This window comes from Nostoc sp. FACHB-888, from assembly GCF_014696655.1.
Lineage (GTDB): Bacteria > Cyanobacteriota > Cyanobacteriia > Cyanobacteriales > Nostocaceae > Nostoc.
Genome location: NZ_JACJQM010000036.1, coordinates 20,401 through 41,678 on the forward strand (window position 1 = coordinate 20,401; position 21,278 = coordinate 41,678).

16 protein-coding genes and 2 pseudogenes are annotated in these 21,278 nt (G+C 43.1%); 9 read left to right on the forward strand and 9 right to left on the reverse strand.

Annotated elements, in window-relative coordinates; all coding sequences use genetic code 11:
• The first annotated feature begins 563 nt into the window (after nt 1–563).
• A complete protein-coding gene (ebsA, locus tag H6G26_RS21340; RefSeq protein WP_190731159.1) occupies nt 564–938 on the forward strand; it encodes a type IV pilus biogenesis protein EbsA in 375 nt (124 codons plus the stop codon).
• A gap of 65 nt (nt 939–1,003) precedes the next feature.
• Here ebsA and H6G26_RS21345 read toward each other — a convergent pair whose 3' ends face one another.
• Complete coding sequence (locus tag H6G26_RS21345) at nt 1,004–1,180, reverse strand: hypothetical protein (protein ID WP_190731160.1); 177 nt, start codon at nt 1,178–1,180, stop codon at nt 1,004–1,006.
• Nucleotides 1,181–1,196: 16 nt separating this feature from the next.
• Entirely contained in the window at nt 1,197–1,856 is a 660-nt protein-coding gene (locus H6G26_RS21350; protein WP_190731161.1) for a Uma2 family endonuclease, read from the reverse strand.
• Nucleotides 1,857–2,295: 439 nt separating this feature from the next.
• On the opposite strand from H6G26_RS21350, the gene H6G26_RS21355 reads away from it, so the two are divergent.
• Together H6G26_RS21355 and ggt are read left to right on the forward strand one after the other, a co-directional pair.
• Nucleotides 2,296–4,212, forward strand: a complete 1,917-nt coding sequence (locus tag H6G26_RS21355; RefSeq protein ID WP_190731162.1) for a GTPase family protein — start codon at nt 2,296–2,298, stop codon at nt 4,210–4,212.
• A 160-nt stretch (nt 4,213–4,372) separates the two neighbouring features.
• Entirely contained in the window at nt 4,373–6,190 is a 1,818-nt protein-coding gene (gene ggt, locus H6G26_RS21360) for a gamma-glutamyltransferase (protein WP_190731163.1), read from the forward strand.
• Between the two features lie 77 nt (nt 6,191–6,267).
• Here ggt and H6G26_RS21365 read toward each other — a convergent pair whose 3' ends face one another.
• Nucleotides 6,268–6,531, reverse strand: a complete 264-nt coding sequence (locus H6G26_RS21365) for a hypothetical protein (protein ID WP_190731164.1) — start codon at nt 6,529–6,531, stop codon at nt 6,268–6,270.
• Between the two features lie 535 nt (nt 6,532–7,066).
• Nucleotides 7,067–7,663: pseudogene (locus tag H6G26_RS21370) on the reverse strand (DUF1802 family protein).
• 79 nt (nt 7,664–7,742) lie between these two features.
• Between H6G26_RS21370 and H6G26_RS21375 the strand changes: the two are divergent.
• Nucleotides 7,743–8,733: pseudogene (locus tag H6G26_RS21375) on the forward strand (aldo/keto reductase).
• An 841-nt stretch (nt 8,734–9,574) separates the two neighbouring features.
• Nucleotides 9,575–12,295, forward strand: a complete 2,721-nt coding sequence (locus H6G26_RS21380; protein ID WP_190731165.1) for a CHAT domain-containing protein — start codon at nt 9,575–9,577, stop codon at nt 12,293–12,295.
• Nucleotides 12,296–12,363: 68 nt separating this feature from the next.
• On the opposite strand, the gene H6G26_RS21385 is transcribed toward H6G26_RS21380, so the two are convergent.
• A complete protein-coding gene (locus tag H6G26_RS21385; RefSeq protein WP_190731166.1) occupies nt 12,364–13,038 on the reverse strand; it encodes a cold shock and DUF1294 domain-containing protein in 675 nt (224 codons plus the stop codon).
• 215 nt (nt 13,039–13,253) lie between these two features.
• On the opposite strand from H6G26_RS21385, the gene H6G26_RS21390 reads away from it, so the two are divergent.
• The 3 genes from H6G26_RS21390 (at nt 13,254) to H6G26_RS21400 (ending at nt 14,690) form a co-directional block, all read left to right on the forward strand.
• Nucleotides 13,254–13,988 carry a DUF1995 family protein gene (locus H6G26_RS21390; RefSeq protein ID WP_190731167.1) on the forward strand — a complete coding sequence of 245 codons (735 nt, stop codon included), beginning with the start codon at nt 13,254–13,256 and terminating at the stop codon, nt 13,986–13,988.
• A 241-nt stretch (nt 13,989–14,229) separates the two neighbouring features.
• The gene (locus tag H6G26_RS21395; protein WP_199327014.1) at nt 14,230–14,436 is read left to right on the forward strand and encodes a hypothetical protein; all 207 of its coding nucleotides are present in this window, start codon (nt 14,230–14,232) and stop codon (nt 14,434–14,436) included.
• Nucleotides 14,433–14,690 (forward strand): hypothetical protein, encoded by a 258-nt coding sequence (locus tag H6G26_RS21400; protein ID WP_109011469.1) that lies wholly within the window; start codon nt 14,433–14,435, stop codon nt 14,688–14,690. The genes H6G26_RS21395 and H6G26_RS21400 overlap by 4 nt, the downstream gene beginning before the upstream one ends.
• Here the strand turns inward: H6G26_RS21400 and H6G26_RS21405 are convergent.
• The 4 genes from H6G26_RS21405 to H6G26_RS21420 form a co-directional block, all read right to left on the reverse strand.
• Nucleotides 14,687–14,875 (reverse strand): hypothetical protein, encoded by a 189-nt coding sequence (locus H6G26_RS21405; RefSeq protein WP_190731168.1) that lies wholly within the window; start codon nt 14,873–14,875, stop codon nt 14,687–14,689. The two genes, H6G26_RS21400 and H6G26_RS21405, sit on opposite strands and share 4 nt — an antisense overlap.
• 67 nt (nt 14,876–14,942) lie before the next feature.
• The gene (locus H6G26_RS21410; protein ID WP_190731169.1) at nt 14,943–15,278 is read right to left on the reverse strand and encodes a XisI protein; all 336 of its coding nucleotides are present in this window, start codon (nt 15,276–15,278) and stop codon (nt 14,943–14,945) included.
• Complete coding sequence (locus tag H6G26_RS21415) at nt 15,266–15,685, reverse strand: XisH family protein (RefSeq protein ID WP_190731170.1); 420 nt, start codon at nt 15,683–15,685, stop codon at nt 15,266–15,268. Before H6G26_RS21415 ends, H6G26_RS21410 begins: the two co-directional genes overlap by 13 nt.
• Nucleotides 15,686–15,764: 79 nt before the next feature.
• Nucleotides 15,765–18,794 carry a zinc-dependent metalloprotease gene (locus H6G26_RS21420; protein WP_190731171.1) on the reverse strand — a complete coding sequence of 1,010 codons (3,030 nt, stop codon included), beginning with the start codon at nt 18,792–18,794 and terminating at the stop codon, nt 15,765–15,767.
• A 533-nt stretch (nt 18,795–19,327) separates the two neighbouring features.
• On the opposite strand from H6G26_RS21420, the gene H6G26_RS21425 reads away from it, so the two are divergent.
• A complete protein-coding gene (locus H6G26_RS21425; RefSeq protein ID WP_190731172.1) occupies nt 19,328–21,097 on the forward strand; it encodes a pentapeptide repeat-containing protein in 1,770 nt (589 codons plus the stop codon).
• Nucleotides 21,098–21,278: the final 181 nt, after the last annotated feature.

The following is a 21,278-nucleotide window of genomic DNA, read 5'->3' on the forward strand; positions in this document are numbered from 1 at the left end:
AAGCTACTTTTCCCGATATTAATCGGAATGGGCAAACTGCAATACCCGCTATCCCTAAATCAAAAGCTGCTGGGACTAACTTTTTTGTCACCGCCACTCTGGGTAATTACCTCGAATTAACCACGTTTGCTACTCTTAGACAGAGGCTTGATTCCTTTGATAGCCACTTGGCCAGGAAGCTTGTAAAATGGTGCTTTCTCCAGTGAGAACTCCAGTTTGAGCAAAGTAATAGCAAGCTAGCAACAGCTAGTTTTTGGGAGAAACAGCAATAATAACATCCATAACTTTACATTGGGGATTTTTTATGTTATTGCGCCCAGCTTTGATAAAAGTTAATGCAGCCTTATTCTAACCGAAATTTTAATATTTCTTTGCAGTAACTTCATTTTTGAGACATGGGGCATGGGGCATTGGGCATAAGGGATGAGTCTTTGAACTCCACTCCTCTGCTCCCCATGCCCTATTCCCCATTCTCCACTGTGTGCTTTAGACACATCTTTTGGGAATACTACTAACATCCAATAAGATCCCCAGTTGCCAACTAACTTAAGGAATATTTAATAATGTCTATTGACCAACTCCAGCCTGCCACTCAACAGCAAGCCAGTGTTTACTTACCTTACGTTCAGGGCACTAAGCGCAATTTCTTACCTTATGCCATCAGTCTCTATCAAAAAGGGGTCTTGGAGGGACACCGGAAGATAGAGGGCAGCGAACATGTTCCCTTCGTCGCCTCCTGGAATGTTGCTACTTTACCCTCAGACTTAACCCGTTGCCGAATTCAGTTTGATGGCAACGCTGACTTGAGTTATGAACTGATGATGGCTAGTTTTGAGTTTATTAATTTTTTAATTGAACTTATGGATAATTATAAACGTCATCGTGCGACCGATTTTTCACAACCGTTTTATCGCAAACTACTGCGAATAGACGATTGATTAAATTCAGCCGGACTTTTTCCAGTTCGGCTCGTATTTAGAAACATAATCTCCATTGCCTCTCTTCACAAGCCACTTCCTCCATTGCGTAGCTTGCTGCCGTAGGCATCGCGCAGTATCTCCAAAATTTGCTCGAGTCTTATGGACTGCTCATCAAGCTTTGCAGTGTCAATATTCAGTATTTCTGTTTGCTGAGACTGGACAGTAAGGAGTTGGGCGATGCATACGGCGGGCGAAGCCATCGCGGCGCTATATGTTTTACTCATTGTCTGCTTTTAGCCCCTGTTCAAATTCATCAACAGCCTGAATTGAATCTGAAATTGTAATGCATTCCTCTAGCAAGGAAATGTCTAATCCTGGTAGTATCTCACTTGTTGTTATTTGCTCATACCCATAGGTATCAGTGTAAACAGTGGCTTGATCTTCCTGAGAAGTGTCGCGTAGATGATATAGCTTAAACTGGTTTCTCTCCCAAAACCAAACTTCTGCAACTCCTAATCTTCGATAGATTTCCAATTGTCTTATGTTGCCACTAGTGAGAACTACTTCTATAGCTAAGCCCGGTACTTTTTTCTCTTCACCTATGCAGTAACATTCGTCTGGTTCCGCACCTGCTTTTTTTGCTTTGTTTCTAAAAGTAGAACTTCCCATAGGTACAAAACGAATACGCTTGCTGTAAAAGAAACGCTCTAAAAGCATCCCTAAATTCGTTTTGATTTTTTCATGCCTGATTGATGGCGACACTATCTCTAATATTCCATCTAAATAAGTAACACGGTAATGAGAGTTGTTTTCTAGTTTGACTAGTAGCGATTCATAGCTTTCCCAACTTACGCCACTGCTAATAAACCTTTCCTCTGGGTCGTCAGTATGTCCCAATTCTGGCTGATCAATTAGTTCTTTAAGACTGCTGACCATTGTCAATTCTCCTGTTTATCTTTTGGCGTTAGCGTAGCTCGCCGTAGGCATCGCCTCTCTTCACAGTCCACTCCCACCATTGCTTAAGCATTCTTTATTTCTTGAACCTCGCATTGACGTGAAGTCACGCGATTCCTGCTTCAATGATCTGAGCTTGAATATTTTCAGGACTTACAAGTTCTCCACAGGCGTTTAGAGCCTCCCGGATACCCACGGCGACATTAGCTGTGGTCTTTGGACAACTATCTCTTCCGGTTTCATGCCTGCGTTAATAATCGATGGCAACAGCAAAATAAAACATTTATCCCTAATGATTAGGAGTCTAGTACTAATCCAAGAATATCAAACATCCTGCCTAGATCGAAGACGATAGACTTTTTATAAGAGTAATTTTTGCAAAAGCTCGAATTTCCCAACATTTCAAAGCAGGTATGGGGCAATGGTGCGATTAAAACCGTGGCAGTGGGTAGTCTTAGCAATCCCGATCGCGTTTATCATTATTTTCTTACTGGTATCCGCCGGTTTACAAATCCATGCGTGGGGCATTAATTGGATTTGGGGTATATTCACCCTTTTATTCGTTGGTTGGCGTTGGCTGTTGGTCAAATGGACTCAACCAGCTGTTAACCAAGTTGAAGCTGTATTAGCCCAAGTCCAAGAAGAATTAGAATCGACAGCAGAGGATACAGTAAGTCCACCAGTAGGAAGTGATGTCACAAAGCTTGCAGAAGCCGCCCTTCAAGAGATTCTGCAAGCAGCACAAAGGGATCGCCCGATTTGGGAAGACTGGGCAACTTTTTGGACGCGATGCCAAAATTTGGTGGTAGCGATCGCTCATATCTACAATCCTCAAATTCAATATCCTCTGTTGAATATTTACGTCCCCCAAGCTTACGGGCTGATTCGAGGAACGGTGGATGATATGGATCGGTGGATGCAAAAGTTATCCCCTATCCTCAATCAGCTAACAGTTGGACAAGCATACCAAGCATACGAGGTTTACCAAAAGTTGGAGCCATCGGCTCGGAAATTCTGGAAAGCTTGGAACTGGGCACAGTGGGTTTTAAATCCTGTCGCGGCGGTGGCAAAACAAGCCAGCAAGGGTTCTAGTAACCAGGCAACTCAGCAATTGTTGGGGAATTTGAGCCAGTTATTTCGGGAAGCTGCCCTGAGAAACTTATGTCAGCAGGCGATCGCACTTTATGGACGTAGCACATTACCAGTTTCAGCAACCGTATCCACACCAACTCTACCCAAGGCAAAAACCCAAACACTCCGAGAAATCCTGACTCAAGCTCAACCAGCTGAAGTGGTTGAGCAAAAACCCGTGAATATTCTGCTGGTGGGGCGCACGGGATCGGGAAAAAGTAGTCTGATTAACACGCTATTTCAGGCAGATTTAGCAGCTGTTGATGTTTTGCCCAGTACCGATCGCATTCAAAACTACCAATGGCAGACTGAAAGTGGGGAAACTCTAACGCTTTGGGATACACCTGGTTATGAACAAGTCAACCGTGCCGATCTCCGAAACCTAGTGCTTGATTATGCCATCAACGCAGATTTGCTGCTGTTAGTCACCCCTGCCCTCGATCCTGCCCTGCAAATGGATGTAGACTTTTTGGAAGATATGAAAGCAGAAGTTGCAGATTTACCTGCAATAGCGATCGTCACTCAAGTAGATCGTCTGCGTCCCATCCGCGAATGGCAACCACCTTATGATTGGGAATGGGGTAATCGCCCCAAGGAAATTGCTATTCGAGAAGCTACTGAGTATCGTGCCAAACTGCTGGGAAACTTTTGTAATCTAGTTGTGCCTGTGGTTACAGGTGACAGCAAAACAAATCGAATCGCTTGGGGAGTGGAGGCGCTATCGTTGGGATTAGTAAATGCGATCGCACCTACTAAGCAACTCCGTCTCGCCCGCTTTTTACGTAACCTCGAAGCCCGCATCGTCGCTGCTGCCAAAATCATCGACCATTACACTTTCCAGATGACGACAACACAGGGACTAACGGCATTGCTCAAAAGTCCCGTTCTCCAGTTTGTTTCTACTTTATCAACGGGATCTCCAGCCCTAGCGTATATGCTGGCAGAGCAAATTCCTGTGGAACAGTTGCCGATTGTAATTGGCAAACTCCAAATGGGATATGAACTTTTCTCGCTCTTAAATACAGGTAATCTTAACCCGCTCAACTTTGAATTGCTATCCCTCTGGCCGCTATTGCGGGAAAACTCCGCTTCACCAGATCGCAACGCCTGGGCATTTGGTCACGCCCTAGTGGAGTACTGGACTCAAAATTTGACGGTTGAACAACTCCGGGAGCGATTTGAGTATTATCTCTCGATTGCCAATTGAAGAAGGCAGGAGGCAGGAGGCAGAGGGCAGGGGGCAGGGAGCAGGGAGCAGGGGGAGGGAAAGTCGTAGTGAAGTTCAGAAATTGGATAATTTATTTTTTGGAGTTCCCCAAGATGCTAAACATAAACAGGTATAAGATTTTAGGAAAAATCACATAAAAATGCTTACTGTTACTAAACCCAAGCGAATTGCAATGGCTATGCCCACCGCAGGCATCGCAATCTTTTCTTTCACTCTCTTTGTTTACACCCAAGTTGCATCAGCCGCCTTAACTTTACCCCTACGCAGCAAAAAGGGAATGGTGGTTTCAGCCCATCCCTTAGCAAGTGAGGCGGGAATTTTAATCTTACGCAAAGGTGGTAATGCAGTAGATGCAGCTGTAGCCACAACCTTTGCAATCTCGGTAGTTGAGCCTTTTTCGGCAGGAATCGGTGGCGGCGGATTTTTGCTGATGCACTCTGAGAAAACTGGCGATATGAAAGCGCTAGATTTCCGCGAACGCGCACCCCTGAAAGCTACAAGAAATATGTATCTGGATGCAGAAGGCAAAGTGCGTCCCAATGCAAGTATTAATGGTTATTTGGCAGTAGGGACACCAGGAACTGTGGCGGGACTTTATGAAGTGCATCGTCGCTATGGTAAGCTTTCTTGGCAAGAGGTGATGAAACCTGCGATCGCACTCGCTAAAAATGGCTTTATTGTTAGTAATGTAGTAACTTGGCGTTCTCTGCAAGCAAACAATCCCCGCAAGAAAGTAGTTCTCAACAATCCAGCCGCGCAAGAAATTTTCACTCGCAACGGTGAATTTTATAAACCAGGGGAGAAACTGGTGCAGCGTGATTTGGCAGGCACTTTAACAGCAGTTGGCCAAAATCCCCAAAGTTTTTACACCGGAAGTATTGCTCGGGCGATCGCTTCTGATATGGTAAAAAATGGTGGTTTAATTACTCTAGAAGACCTCAAAGCCTATAAACCAATCTGGCGTACTCCCGTTTGTGGAAACTTTCGCAAAGCTAAAATTTGCTCAATGCCACCACCATCATCGGGAGGCGTTCATCTATTGCAGATTTTAAATATTATCGCTGATACTGATTTTAAATCTTTAGGATGGCATCATCCCGATGCTTTACATTTAATGATAGAAGCAATGAAGATTGCTTACAGCGATCGCTCAGAATATTTAGGCGATCCTGATTTTGTCAAAGTTCCTGTACAAGAACTTCTCAGTTCAGCTTACGCCAAAAAACGCCGTCAAGAAATTAATATGCAAGTGGCTAGACCCTCGACCGAAGTCAAGCCAGTAGACAAAAAGACGCTACAACGTTTTAGCCAAGCTAATATTCACAAAGGGGAAGAAAATATTATCCCATCACAAACTAATACAAGCCGACATGAATCTCCTGAAACCAGTCATCTTACAGTTGTGGATGAAGAACGCAACGCTGTAAGTCTGACTTTCACGATTAATCTCAGTTTTGGTGCTGGTATAGTGACACCGGGAACTGGAATTGTTCTCAATAATGAGATGGATGACTTTGCTGTTGCGCCAGGAGTGCCTAATGCTTTTGGTTTAGTTGGTAACGATGCCAATGCCGTCGCACCCCGTAAGACTCCCTTATCCAGCATGACTCCCACAATTGTCACAGAAAATGGTCATTTCCGAATGGCAACGGGTGCGCCTGGCGGTAGCACCATCATCACCCAGGTTTTGCAAGTCATCTTAAATGTGCTGGAATACAACATGGATGTTGGTACAGCTGTTTCGGTTCCACGCATACATCATCAATGGCTTCCAGATGAGTTACGCGTTGAACCTTGGAGTTTGGATGCTCTGACTATACAAGACTTACGCAGACGGGGGCACAAAATAAAGGAAACTACTCCTTGGGGTAATATTAACGCGATCGCTGTAACATCTGATGGAACTTTAGAAGGGGCGGCTGATCCTCGCGGTGAAGGTTCTCCCAGAGGTTTGTGAGGGAGATGAGAGACTGGGAAGACGCAGGAACGCAGAGAGTAACGAATGACTAATAACTAATGACTAATGACCAATAACTACTGATTTTGGGCTGTTGACTCTACGTAGCTGCTCCTGCCAAACTCATTTGCCCGTGCGCTAGGTACTAGTGTCCAACCTGCTTTGAGAAGTTTTTGATAAGTTGCCCAACCTTTAGAACCATTTGGTATTTGATAATCTGGGACTTTAAAATGTCCAAAAGCAGTGTAAGGACGCCAAGGTTGATTGGGTTCTGTTTGCAAATACAAAATTTTCTCTCCGTTGCCACCAGACTTAGGTAACCAGCACATTTGTCGATGCATTGCAAACTCCTTTGCCTTTAGATAATAATGCATAATAACAGATTTTTGTCAAGGACATTGTCACCCTTGTGGGGTACTTTTTTGCCTAATACTTTAGACAAAGTGTAATTAAGTTCTATCCACTAAGAGTTAATTACTTAACAAGTCCTACCCTGAGAAAGCTGCTAGTCGGATACAAAAATAAACAGCTTTCTCTCACCTTCCTTGTAGGGGAGATTTTTCTAATGTTATCCGCGCTTTTTATGATTGTGTGTAACAATAACTACTGTTTTGACTAAGGTTCGCAATCTGGCTATTTGTTTTTCTGCTTACATACATAAGCGCAGATTTTGGAAACTACTTATTGAAAAGGAGGCAGAGGGCAGAAGGAATACTGCCCTCTGCCTTTCTTGTTGAATATAATACTTTAGCCTAGTTCAATAATTGTATTTTTAATTAAGCTGGAGTTGCAGTTGCGCTAGGCGCAACCGCCATCTCCTCATGCGCCTTGGCATTCAATAAAAAATTGGTCTTTGATAACCCGTAACTTTGGTTATCACAAAGATGGAGCATACAACTTATCGCCAACAATCTGGCGAATTGTCTCTACTAGTTGCGTGTATGCAAAGTCAGATAAAACTGGTTTTGCTCCTTGCAAGTCAATTGGTTGATCTAAATCAATCCATGACTTGCAACCGCCGTATTTAGGTTGGTAGGGAATTTCTTGTTGGCGTAGTTTATATGTCCGTAGGAGGAGAATATAAAGCGGCTGGCGTGGTTTCCATTTGAGGCGATCGCTAATAAAATGCTCGTTCCAAATATGGAAGGGAAGCAAGGTGTTGACAATAGACTCATCACTAACTGGCAAAATATCTGTAATTTCAGCCCAACTGCCGATGGGAACTGTCTCTGGATGTCAACCTGATGTTACTGGATAAACACGATCGGCATACTCAGCTTTCAGCATGAAAGCTTGTTGATGTTCATAAGTAGGATAAAGTAAAACTTGCTTGTGGGCAACTTGGAAATGTCCATTTCGTTCATGGATACCCCCTTTGCGGAGCAACATAATTGTTTTGCCACTTTCTAAGGCATTTACGGCGACTGCCCATTCTTTGAGAGCATGAAAACTTGTAGTTAATTCCATCAGCATCTACTGTAACTCTGATTTAATTTCAATCTAAAACCGATAAGGTGTAAAACTATCCAGGGAAATGAATTAGGAAGCAGTTATGGAAAAGCGCTCGCTTGGTACAACTGATTGATGTGCAAATCACACCCATCTTGATGGGAACTTGGCAAGCTGGTAAAAGAGCGTGGGTGGGAATTGAGGATGCTGACTCGATTAAAACGCTCCGAGCCGCTTATGAAGCTGGGATCACCACAATTGATACTGCTGAAGCTTATGGTGAAGGGCACTCTGAGCGAATTATCGCTGAAGCTTTGTCTGATGTACGCGTAGACGCGTAGCGGCTTGTCGCCAGACATCGCGTGGAGTATGCCAGAAAAGTTTTCGCTAACCATCTAAAGTATGAACAAGTCATTCAAGCTTGCAATCGTTCCTTAACCAACCTGAAAACTGATTACATCGATCTTTACCAAATACATTGGCCCTCCGGTGCTTTCAATAGCGCAATAGTACCTATTGAAGAAACTATGAGCGCTCTTAACCTGCTCAAAGAGCAAGGTAAAATTCGAGCCATTGCTGTTTCCAATTTTTCCCACGCCCAATTAGCAGAAGCATCAAGCTATGGACGTATTGATAGTTTACAACCACCTTATTCTTTATTCTGGAGGCAGGTAGAACAAGATGCATTGCCCTATTGTATCGAAAACAATATTTCTATCCTTGCTTATTCGTCTTTAGCACAGGGATTATTGACAGGTAAATTTGCTATTGATCACAAATTTGACCCGGCAGACAACCGTGCTAAAAATAAACTCTTTCAAGGCGAAAACTTTGAAAATGCTCAACAAGCACTACAAAAATTGCGTCCCATAGCCCTTGTTCATAATTGTACCCTTGCTCAGTTAGCTTTAGCGTGGTTAATTGCCCAACCCCAAACAAATGCCATCGTCGGGGGGCGTTATCCCGAACAAGCGCTAGACAACGCACTAGCCGCCCAAATTAAGCTTTCTGCCGCCCAATTGGCAGAAATTGATGCCATTGGGCGTATTGTCACCGACAATCTAGATGATAGCCAGATTATGTGGAATTGGTGACAATTTAGTTTGGTTAGGTATGCTGGTCTATCCAAGATCCCATTAATTCTCTTAAAAAGAAAGCTGGGGATCAAATCTATGGGTCTAGATTGCAAAATCTAACAGAACATCAACTTTAGTAAACTAAGAGTTGTAACTCACCAAAGTAAGTGATAACTTAAATAGTAGGACACCAAACAAAGCAAAACCAAACAAAAAGGGTCAATGACTTAGTGTCCCCTTGTCATGAACCCAAGCAAATGTCAGCATATCAAATAGAGAAGTGGTAAAAAGCCTAATGTAGAAGGCAAAACCAAATTTTAAAGCGGAAAAACGCAAGAATGCTGAATTTGTTCGCTGTTTAGTCCACCTTAGTTATTAACTTTCAATTACTTAATTAGTTTAACAATTTGAAGCCTGTAAACTCGATAAAACCTGGTCAACCTCGACCAGGTTTTTGGTGTTTTACCAAAACAGAATTCGGGAGTCAGGAGTTAGAATCCAGTTGGATATTCTGACCGATAAAACAGATAGCGTACCCGCATTTCTCACAAGCGCTACGATCTCTATGACCAAACCTTTATCAGGGTCAGATTTTGAGCGTTTTAGACACTGCATGAATCACAGCAGTATGTGAACGGGGTATTTTATCTCAAGTCTAAGTGGCATAAGGGTTTTGGGCTACTTACTTATTTAAACCTTGGTGAGAAATCCGGGCGTAGCGGTAGCGAGTCTACGAGCGATAAGATTGTGGAAGCTTAGGCATGAGTAATGAATGCAAATGCTAACATTACCGTGGTAGTCCAAATACCTACAGTTAATCCTGTACGTTCCTGGTTATCACTTACCTTTTGTCATGCTTATGGCTAAAACAACTAGGATTTTTAGCGCGAATTTTATAAAAATTAAAAAACAAAGGCAGTCAGGGCGTTGGCAGAACACGAGGCTGGCTTACTTTTTACGCTTGCCTTTGTACTTCCTGATAGGATTGCTATGCATCCTTGGTTCACCTGTGCTGGCAAAAGTTCCTGGCACAATTAATTCTTCATCTCAACTACCAATTAACAGTATTACGTCGCTAACTGTGACCTCTGACCCGGCCTCACTACTACAACAAGGCAAAGTTTTATACGATAGCGGAAACTTTGCCAAGGCGGTAGAAGTGTTACAAGGGGCTGTCCAAGCATATAGGCAACAAGGGGAGAGTCTTAGACTAGCAGCAACACTGAGTAATCTTTCTTTAGCTTACCAACAACTCGGTGCGTGGAATCAGGCACAGCAGGCAATTACAGAGAGCTTAAATTTGCTCAATGAACAGGGTGACAACCAAAATCTGCAAATATTTGCCCAATCACTGGATATTCAAGGTCGTCTCCAACTGACAATGGGACAGGCAGACAAGGCTTTAGCAACTTGGCAGCAGACAGAAGAAATTTATAGGCAAGCAGATAATAAAAGTGGCGTGGTGCGATCGCAAATTAATCAAGCACAGGCGTGGCGAAGCCAAGGATTTTATCCTCGCGCTATCAAAACACTCGAACAGGTGAGCCAGACGTTAAAATCTCAACCAGACTCTATAGAAAAGACAGTGACTTTGCGATCGCTCGGTGATACCCTTTTGGTATTGGGTGATTTGGAAAAGTCACGTCAGGCGTTAGAAGAAAGTTTGATAATTGCTCGAAATCTGCAATCAAACGCTGATATTGGGGCCAGTCTGTTCAGCCTGGGAAATAATGCCCGTAAACAAGAAGACATACCAAAGGCGATCGCCTATTATCAACAAACAGTTGCAGCATCTCCCTCACCCCTGATAAAAGCCCAAGCGCAACTCAATCACTTGAGCCTACTCATTGAAGATAAACGAGCCGCAGAGGTTCAAACTATCTTGCCGTTGGTAGAGTCTCAAATCGAGCAACTCCCCCTTAGTCGTGCTAGTGTTTACGCTCAAGTTAACTTTTCTAAAAGTCTGGCAAAAGTCAAGAGTGGTATATTGCAAGCATCAAGTCAAAATTATTACTCAGGATTCAGCACTAAAGACTCAGCAGTATTACTTGCCAACGCCATCCAAGAATCTCAGAGTTTAGGAGACAAGCGAGCAGAAGCCTATGCGCTGAAGAGTTTAGGCGGCTTGTACGAAGAAACTAAGCAGTGGAAAGAAGCGCAACAGCTTACCCGGCAAGGATTAGCCTTAGCACAGAGCAGCAATGCACCAGAAATTACCTATTCCTTAGAGTGGCAATTAGGTAGATTGCTCTGGGCACAAAAAGATATTAATGGTGCGATCGCAGCGTATGATTCTGCTGTAGGCACTCTCGAGTCTCTTCGCAGAGACTTAGTAGCCAATAAAGACGTAGTGAACCAGGATGTGCAATTCAACTTCCGGGACAGCGTGGAACCCGTTTACCGAGAGTCAGTAGAATTACTGCTGAAATCCCAAGAAGGAAAACCACCAGATGAAAAAATATTGGAGAAAGCACGAGAGCGGATTGAAGCACTCCAGCTAGCAGAATTGGACGACTTTTTCCGGGAAGCTTGCCTACAAGGCCAGAGAGTAGCCCTCGATCAAGTGGTAGATAAAGATAATCCCACGGCTGCCATCTTTTATCCGATTATTCTTCCTGACGAACTCCAGGTAATTGTCAAAATTCCCAAACAACCTCTACAAAGCTACAGTAACAAGATACCCCAAGCAAACGTAGATAAACTCCTAGTAGAACTGCGAAAAAATCTTGTCAATCCTACCGCCACCAAAGTCGTTCAAACCCAGGCACACCAGGTTTACGACTGGCTGCTCAAACCTATGGAGTCACAATTGCAAAAAAGTGGAGTAAATACCCTAGTGTTTGTGCTGGATGGCCAGTTACGCAATTTACCAATGGCTGCTCTCTATGATGGTAAGCAATACTTGGTAGAGAAATATGCAGTTGCTCTGAGCCTGGGTCTGCAACTCCTCGACCCTAAACCGCTAGTACAACAGCAATTAAGAGCGTTAACCGCAGGACTAACTCAGCCGCCACCAGGTTTTTCCGAGTTTGCTCCGTTGCTTGCGATTAAATCTGAATTCGAGGGCATTACCAAAGCAGGTGTCTCGACAACTAGCTTACTAGATGGAGATTTTAAGAAAAAGAATTTAGAGAGTGAAATTGGTGATACTTCATTCAACATAGTCCATTTAGCAACCCACGGTCAGTTTAGTTCTCGTCTTGAAGACACTTTTATTTTGGATTTTGATGGTCAGATTAATGTCAAGGATTTTGATACTCTCTTTCGCAGTCAGGGGAAAAGTATAGTAGAGCTATTAGTTTTGAGTGCTTGCCAGACAGCAACAGGAGACAGCCGTGCAACACTCGGTCTTGCAGGAGCAGCTGTACGAGCTGGGGCACGCAGTACTATAGCCTCCCTGTGGCAGATTGATGATCAATCGACAGCAATGTTTGTTAGTGCCTTCTATCGAGAACTCAAGAGTGGCAAAATCACCAAAGCCGAAGCAATCCACCGTGCCCAGCTAGAGCTGCTGAAACATCCTAACTACAAAGCACCAAGCTTTTGGTCTGCTTATGTGTTGATTGGGAATTGGTTGTAAATAACTCCATACAACTTAAAAAACCGGGGATCTCGACTGAGCAGTTTGTTGTAGCTAACTTGACTCTGTTACCCTCTAGAAAAAGTGCTGATAAATAAACTCACCAGCTTTCTCCCAAAAACAAGCCAATCCAACCAAAATACAATGTGAACAGCTACTATTATCCAAAATACAATTTGGTATGAAACCTTGCTACTTTTATGACGTAATTTTCGTTGAGCAATAAATGCCCCCAACCATCCACCCATAAATTCACACAAGTGTAATCTCTTTTCTGATACTCTCCAACGCCCCTGTTTTGCACGAGATTTATCATCCGCATACAGTGTAAAGGTAATAAAACTCATTACAGGATAAAGAATCAGAGGAATTGGGTTGAAAGTTGTAAATGCAAAATGTATTGCTCCTAAACCTGGTAATAATGATAAGAGCAACACTTCAAATATTAAAGAAGATTTCACTGTGGGCTTGAATATTTTTTTCCCTATTGCAGAAGATGAGGTTATTGGCATAGATTTGGATACCAGTCCCTGAATGAAGGCGTTGCAAGCATGAACTCTTCCGTCTTTATCAACTGTTAGCTGATAGCAAATTACATCACCAACTTGTGGACGATGATTTGTTTCTTTGAGTGCAGTGATATGAAGAAAAACGTCTTGACTGCCATCACTGGAGCGGATGAAGCCAAAGCCCTTGTCATCTTTCCATGTTGTTAGTTGACCTTTACGCAAAACAGGTTTCATAAAAAACGCTGATCTTAATACTTTATTGTTAAGGTTCCCATCTCAATACCAACAGACAACATTAATCCTGAACCCGTTCACAAATGACTTTCAGGGCTACGCCTACGCAAAACCCATTGAGCCTTTATATCCTGGGGTTGATTGTCATCGTCTGCCTACTCAATAAGAGCTAATACTGGAACAATGGGAGTAATGCTAAACCGATATAATCAACTATGAGTGAACTTCCCAATAGTCTTGAAGATGCGATCGCTCAATCTCGTGTAGCCGTCCAAGCTGCTCTTGCAGATGGTTGTACCCGCATACAAGTTGAGTTCCTGTTTCCAGAACTCAAGTTTATGCCGGTGGCGGAACAATTTCTGCCGCTGTTTACAGAATATGATTCCCGTTTGAAGATTTTCTTTGCTGACGCTGGTGCTGCGGCCTTAGCCCGACGCGATTGGACTGATGCACCATTTCAAATTTTGGATATCGGGACGGGAAGGGCTGCTTCCTTAGAAACCAAAATTCAGCCAGAGGATGAAATTTTCTTATTCATTGCCCCCACTTCCGTAGAAGTACCGCAGGTGGAAAAGTTGTGTGAAATAATAGGCGATCGCCCTTTAGTTTTGTTAAATCCTCGCCTAGAAGATTCTGGAACTGTGGGCATTGGTTATACAGCTAGAAAAATCCGCGATCGCTTTATCAGTACCATTGAATCCGCCTATTACCTCCGCCCTATAGACGATGAAACCGCCGTGTATCGCTCCTACCCAGGACAGTGGGAAGTTTGGCTGGAAACCGACGGCGAATATCAAAGAATTGCCGAATTACCCAAAAGGCCATCGGGTGATGAGTTGGATCTCATCCTCTTGAAGGGACAACCGCAAACAACAACAGATACTGCACCTGTGAGAAAGCCCAATGTGTTTAAGAGTTTGCAACGGTTTTTAAAGGCATTGAGTAGTTAGGAGAAAGTAGAGGTAGCAGAGGTAGATTTTATTATCTGCTACCTCCTTCTATGCAAAAGCTACAAAATAATGCACTGTTTAGACAATTATTATATAGAAAGCTTTTAGATGATTACGATTTAATGCTCTACACCAGACATATAAATACTTTATAAATCAGAGCATTTGCTTGGCTAGGATGGATGAGTTTATTTAGTAGTAGTTGTATATTTGAACTAGTTGAGTAAAGAGCTTGATGTTCATGAATATAAGTACTCTACATGATATTGAGTGTGCTGTCAGTCAACTTTCACCGGAGGAGCTTGCTGCTTTCCGCGTCTGGTTTGCAGAATTCGATGCGGCTGTATGGGATCAACAGCTTGAGGCAGATGTAGCTGCGGGTCGGCTTGATGCTCTGGCTGAGAAAGCGTTGCAAGATTTGAGAGCAGGACATTGTACTGAACTGTGAGACACCGAGCAAGCCCAAATTTTTGGTATTGCTATCGACAATTGCCAAGTGATGTTCAAGAATTTGCAGATCGATGCTACGAGTTACTAAAGCAAGACCCTCGTTATCCATCACTGCATTTTAAGAAAGTAGGACGTTTTTGGTCAGTACGAGTGGGTTTACACTATCGTGCGCTAGCTGTGGAGCAGGATGATGATTTTGTGTGGTTTTGGATTGGGTCACACGCAAAATATGACAAACTGTTGGAGTATTAGGTAGCCAGTGGTCTTTTTGCAATCCCCCGCAATCGGGATAAGTTACCTTTATTTTGTAATGCGCGGGTTTCCTGCTGTAAGGATTCCGGCAAGGTTTGGACTAATGGCCAGCGATGCCTGCGGCGGGCTACGCCTACGCTAGTCGATAATTGTAGCGCCTGTTTTTGCAAGTTCTGTAATGTCATTAGCTTTTTCGTGCCTTTATCTATGCCATCTAAATTGGCAATTTAATAGCACTTAGACAACAAGCCTTTATCCCACAGCATAATCTGTATACTGCCGGATGTAAGGCGGGTGAAATCCAACGACAATATCTTGTTTTGCTACTCCCATTGCCACCAGTTGCTCACCGACATCCTCTTCTGTACCATTCCACTGAATCCAAATTTTGCCGTTTTTGATATCAAAATGCATCACAGGGCCAAAAACCCTATGTCTATTTTGCCAACCAATATATATCAATTGGTAATGGTCTTGTTCTCCGTCAAAAATTGTTTGAGCTTCAATTTCATCATTAGATGAGGCACGTTGAGCATATTCTGTAAGTAATTGACGAATACAGTTTCGATATTTATCTAAATCTGCCATCGGATAATTTCCTCCGTTTCCACATCATAAACTATCAAATTGATTTGACTGCGCTGGATAATAGTTTTAATAAATGGTTTATTTAAAAAATCGTTATAAGTGTTTAAGGGCACTGCTAAATATAAAACTCGCTCTGAATTTATCTCTTCTAATGCATATCGATAATTAATAAACTGTCCAACCGCCGTATGAAACTCATAAATAGTTGAAGTGCCGATAAAACTTTTAACTTCTACCGCAATTATTTCTCCTTCTCTTTCTGCCGTAATAATTCTCTCTGCCCCCAAGTCTATGTACATATCGGTAATATTTTCTATGCGAATTAGCAAAGGGTCATGAGTAATTCGCCACCCGTCCTTCTGTAATGCCGATTTCACAACATTGTGAAATTTATCTCTAGCTGACATAAACTGTTTTCTCAGCCTGTATGGGCATCTAAATATATTTTGCCGAAGAGACGCGATTAATCGCGTCTCTACAACTTTTTTAATTCGCTTGCAACGGCGCATTTAATACTTTCTCGATGCGATCGCGCGTTTCTAGTAAGTGCGCTTTGGTATATTCATCATCTGAATTAACCTCTTTGAGCTTATCATTAAGTTGTCTAAGTTTATACCAAGCTAAAGTACGAGCATCTTCTGGCACATATTCTTTTCGCAACACCATACCAGTCAAAATGTCTAGGTATTGTCGCTGTAAGCCTCGCCGTAAGCTAGCAATCTTCATTGGTTTGCCTTTTGGTTGGATTACTTCTGTCCAGATACCTGACTGCAAAGTTTCAAATAGTTCTGGTAGAGTCAGTGCATTTTCGAGCTTCGTTTTCAGTTCGATATCCTTGAGACGAGAAAGGCGATCGCCTGAGAGTAAATCCCGCAACACAGAACCCTGCATGAATAGCACTAAGTCATGAATTGGAAAATCCAAACGACCAACTTGCGGTGTACTACCCCAATGTCGCCAACGGGAAGGTGCTAATTTATTCAGTAGTTCTGGGGAAAAGCTCAGGGCATCTTCTGCAAATATATATTTTTGCAGCGTTGCTAAAGCCTGTCGTTGTTCTTCAACTGGTACTGGTTCAAATGGTAGTCGGCGTTGGCCGACTTCGGAGGTGTTCCCGGAAGGAGTCTCGCTAGGATGAATGCGAGAGAAAGACTGTCCCCCAATGTATTTTGTCGTGTAATATATTTGCTGAAAATAGTTACCCAATACTGTACTAAAACGTTCGCTCACATCGCTGTAACTATCACCAGCCATTGGGAAACGCTTATCGAGACGTTCCCACATCACCCGCGAATTATTCAACTGCCACTGAGAATAAAGCAGCACATTGCCGCTGTTATCCCAAGCATCGGCTGTGGGGTCAAGGTCATACACATCTTCATCTGTGGAATAACTCAACTCTGGCTTGTAGGATTGTCCAGCAATTTCCTCTAAAATTGGCTTTTCTGCTATGGGAGTTGATGTCTGAATTGATAGGTAGCCGTATTTAATCGCCCACTCATCATAAGGCCCCACCATACTGGGAAAATAATCTCCCTGTTTTGTCCCTTGAGGGGCAATATTTGGAGGAATATAATCCATCACCGAAGTTGTCAGACCTTTAGTTTTGGTAATTTCCGTATTATTCATCTCCTGTGGTGATAGCAGTGTACTACCACGGAAATTATGGCGCAAACCAAGAGTATGTCCAACTTCGTGAGCGATGATTAAACGTAAATATTCGTTGATATATTGTTTCATCTGGTCTGGAGTGGCCGTCGTCTCTGGCAGCAGTGACATTGCCAGTGAACCAACGGCAAACTGGTTAGCAGCTTCCATCCCGTAGCATAAATCGTACTCGCCTGCCATTTTCGATAAACGACTCAACAACCCTTGTTTTCCTTGCATCTGCTGGGGGACACCGTTATTTTTTGCATCTAAACCATTGGCGCAAAGTAGACGATTTTGCATCAAAGCTGATAAAGTGGTGCGATTTTCTGTTTGGCTAGGTTGGACGATTTTGCGATACTCACTCTTGAGTACTCGCACGAAGCTAGCATCTACAAGAATATCTGCATCCAAAATTTCCCCAGTCAATGGATTAACGCGAGATGGCCCCATTGCAAAATAACCATCTACTGTGTTGATCCAGCGAATCGTGTTATAACGAATATCTGCTGGGTCCCATGTGGCATCATCTGGCATTTGGCGAACTTCAATTGCATCCTTGAATCCCGCTTTAAGAAAGGCTTTGTTCCACATTAAAACGCCTTCTTTGATAGGATCGCGGTACTCTAAGGGCACAGCGTTATCAATCCAGAATACAATCGGTTTTTTGGGTAGAGAAATTGCTGCTTTCGGGTCTTGTTTTTCCAAATTCCAGCGATTGATGTAGCGGACAAAAGAATCGCCGCGATCGTCTTTGGATAAATCTTGGTAGGCGGTGATGAAATAGCCGATGCGTTCGTCAGCAATGCGCGGGCGATAATTTTTATCGGGTAGTTGGGAGAGACTGTAGTGAACACGCAGGGTATAACCACGGTTATCAGCTAGCGATGCAAATTTTGCCACTTCACTGTCACTACTACTGCCACCAGAGAAATTTAAAACTGACTCAATTTCTAAGTTTTGGGGAAAAGCTTTAGCAGTACCAAAATAAGATTGGTCTGTGGTTTCTGGGACTCCTAAACTTCCAGCTAATCCACCTAAATCTTTCAGTAGCAAATCTCCTAAGTCGATAAGAAGAGTTTTGCGTTCTGGATGAATGCTTTTAAGGGAAATGCTGTAGAGAACAGAATCACTAAAAGACCGGGCTAGCGATCGCACTTGAGGATCTCCCTCACGAGTGCGAAAATTAACATTGCGGATGACAAAGTTTAATTTATCATCCACGCGCTGGAAATAAAACAAAAAATCTTGTAGAGGCATACCACTGTAAATACCTCGTTCGCCAATACCCGATTCCAGAGTTGCCGTAGCTAAGTAATTTTTGTTAAGTTGCTCTGGCTTAATTTCTAAATAAATTTTATTCTTTTCTTTATTACGATAAAGAGTGAACAATCCTCCTGACTTTTGCGTGTCTTTGATTACTTCATCAAACGGCTCTAAATCATCCTTTGCCGTTGATGTTGGTGTTTTGCCAGGTTTAGGTTTTTCTGCGGGTTTTGCAACTTGTAAAAATGGTTGCTGTCCTGCTTTTTTAAGATCTTCCACTACCCAAATAAACGGTTGAGGCTGTGCGTGTTTATTTTGATTAACCACCCAAACTTGCCCTGAAGGTAGCGTCTGCTTCTGAGAAATATTGATATTGTTTAGCGATAATGCTGAGGTTTTAGTTGAAGAAGTTTCTATCTTTAACTGACTATTGGATTTCTCTTTGCTTCTGGCTGTTACTACGGCTTCTACAACCCGCGCAGCTTTACGGTTAGCTGACAACTCTGTATCAATGTTAACAGACGGTGACTTGGCGCTAGCTGTTGCTACTCCTAAAAATAAACCATGTAACAAAATCATATAAAAAGTTAATCTGTTCTTCATACCATGTATCCCCGATAGCTATCTCGTCATTAATTTTTAACTTTTGCAAAGCTATGTAGCCTGCTTTTTGCAGATTCTCTAAACTGCTTTATATCAAGCAGCAAACTTTAGACTTCAATTTTAGTTGCTATTCTTCAACAAGATTCACACTGTTGTCCAGTAGGATTTTTCCTGACAATTGCAACTCTCACAAACAGTAAGTATTATTTTTACATCAGACTAATAAATATTTTGGGAAAAAAGTATAACAAATTAGCCAAAGGTGGAAAATTACTTGATTTTTGAAATAATTTTTTTGATCACACTTCATTTGCATCAGCAAAAGAAGCTTAAGCTTACTACGGGTTAGCAAGAAGCCGACCTCCAGGAACACCGTCGGTATATACCAGTGCAGATGTCGCCAACGGATGATATTTATCGTGTAGTATTTATTGATACTATTAACTTCCGGCAATGAAAAGCAAACCAGCATAGAAAAATTTTTAATTCAGAATTATCAAAACAGTAATTTAAATGTAACAACGGACACAGAAATGTCAACATATTTATCTCAAGTCTGGCAACTGCTGAGAAATTATGTGAGGGATATAAGGTTAGAAGAGATGCCAAAGACCACATCTGTAAAAACCGAAGCAGTTTTACCTCTAGGAAAAAGTATTAAAGAACCATATAAAAGCGTTAATTTTGCTCAAGATAATTTACAAGAAGATTTATGGTTTCAAAGACTGCAAAAAAGCTTAGAAAAATGGACAATACCAAAGAGCAGTTTTACTTCTGAGATAGTTGATCAGACATCTGACGCACTAGCTTCTGGGTTCTCTTTCGGAGTGTGCGATCGCCAGATGCATGAAGAGATTTATGATTTACTGGGAAATCTGGCGCTAAAACCAGAAATAGTTAACCAACTAATGGAATTGGTTGTGAATAGTCAAAAAAATCGCCCAGAACTGCTTTTTTGGCGGCTAGAAGATTTTTATCGTCGCTGGTGTCAGGGAGAATTTATCGATGAGACACCAGATGATAACCTACCTCAGAAAACAATGATAAAGCTAGCGGCACAAAATATTGCGATCGGGCTGAGGCAGGTAGACATATATACAGGGCTGAACGTATTGATTTTACTGTTAGAGTTACACCGTTACGCCCAAGAGCGAGATGAACTCAAACAAAAAATCACTTTTTTTCCATCTGCTCAACCAGATACAGACAATTTTTTCACATCCCAACTGCTGCGGATCATCAACTATAGTGATGCCCTGGAAATTGGTAATTTTAGTAATATAGTCGGGCAATTCCTCAAAGGCGGAAACTTTAGAGGTGCTTATCTGGGCGATGCCAACCTCATCGGTGCAGACTTTAGGGGGGCTGATCTAAGCCTTGCTTATCTCGGCGATGCCAACTTGACTGGCGTAAACTTCAGTGGTGCCAACCTTAGCGGTGCCAACCTCGGCGATGCCAACCTCAGCAGTGCCAACCTCAGTGGTGCTAACCTCAGTAGTGCCGATCTCAGCAGCACCAACCTTAGCGGTGCTAACCTTAGCTGTGCCAACCTTAGCCGCGCCGACCTCAACCGTGCTGACCTTAGCAGCGCCAACCTCAGCCGCGCCGAACTTAGGCGTGCCGACCTCAACCGCGCTGACCTCAGCAGCACTAACTTTAGCCATGCCGACCTAAGTAACGCCATCCTTTTCGGTGCGAATCTAAGTGAAGCCAACCTCTGTAGCGCCAACCTTAACCATGCTGATCTCTGTCGCGCTGACCTCAGTGGTGCTGATTTGAGTCACGCCATCCTCAATGGTACTAACCTCAGTGACACAATTCTTTTTAGTACCAACCTTAGTGATGCCATTCTCATGGCCGCTGACCTCAGCTATGCCAAACTTAACGGTGCCAAGCTTAACAACGCCAGACTCAACGGTGCAATGTTCTTAGGCGCAGACCTTAGCGGTGTAGACCTGAGTGGGGTTATTCTCAACGAAGCCGACCTGAGTGGGGTGCTTCTCAGCGAAGCCGACCTCAGTGGTGCCGACCTCACCGACGCGATCCTCTTCGGTACAGACTTCAGCTATGCCAACCTTAACAGTGCTAACCTCAGTGGCAGTAACCTCAGTGGTGCTATGCTCAACGGTGCGGATCTCAGTCATAGTAACCTCAGCTACGCCATTCTCGGTGGTGCCGACCTCAGCGATGCCAATATGGAAAAAATGACCTGGGGTAAAAAGCAGCAGTGGGAAGGTGTGCGGGGATTAGAGACAGCAGTGAATGTGCCGGAGGCATTGAAGGAAGAATTAGGGCTGAATTGAGATGAGGAGGTAAGAGGGACAAGGGGACAAGGGGACAAGGGGACAAGGGGACAAGGGGAAGGTAAAATCCAAGCTTTGAACAGCAACTTTCGAGTTATGAACACGACTTTTCGAGTTATGAACACGACTTTTCGAGTTATGAACACGACTTTCCGAGTTCCGAACACGACTTTCCGAGTTC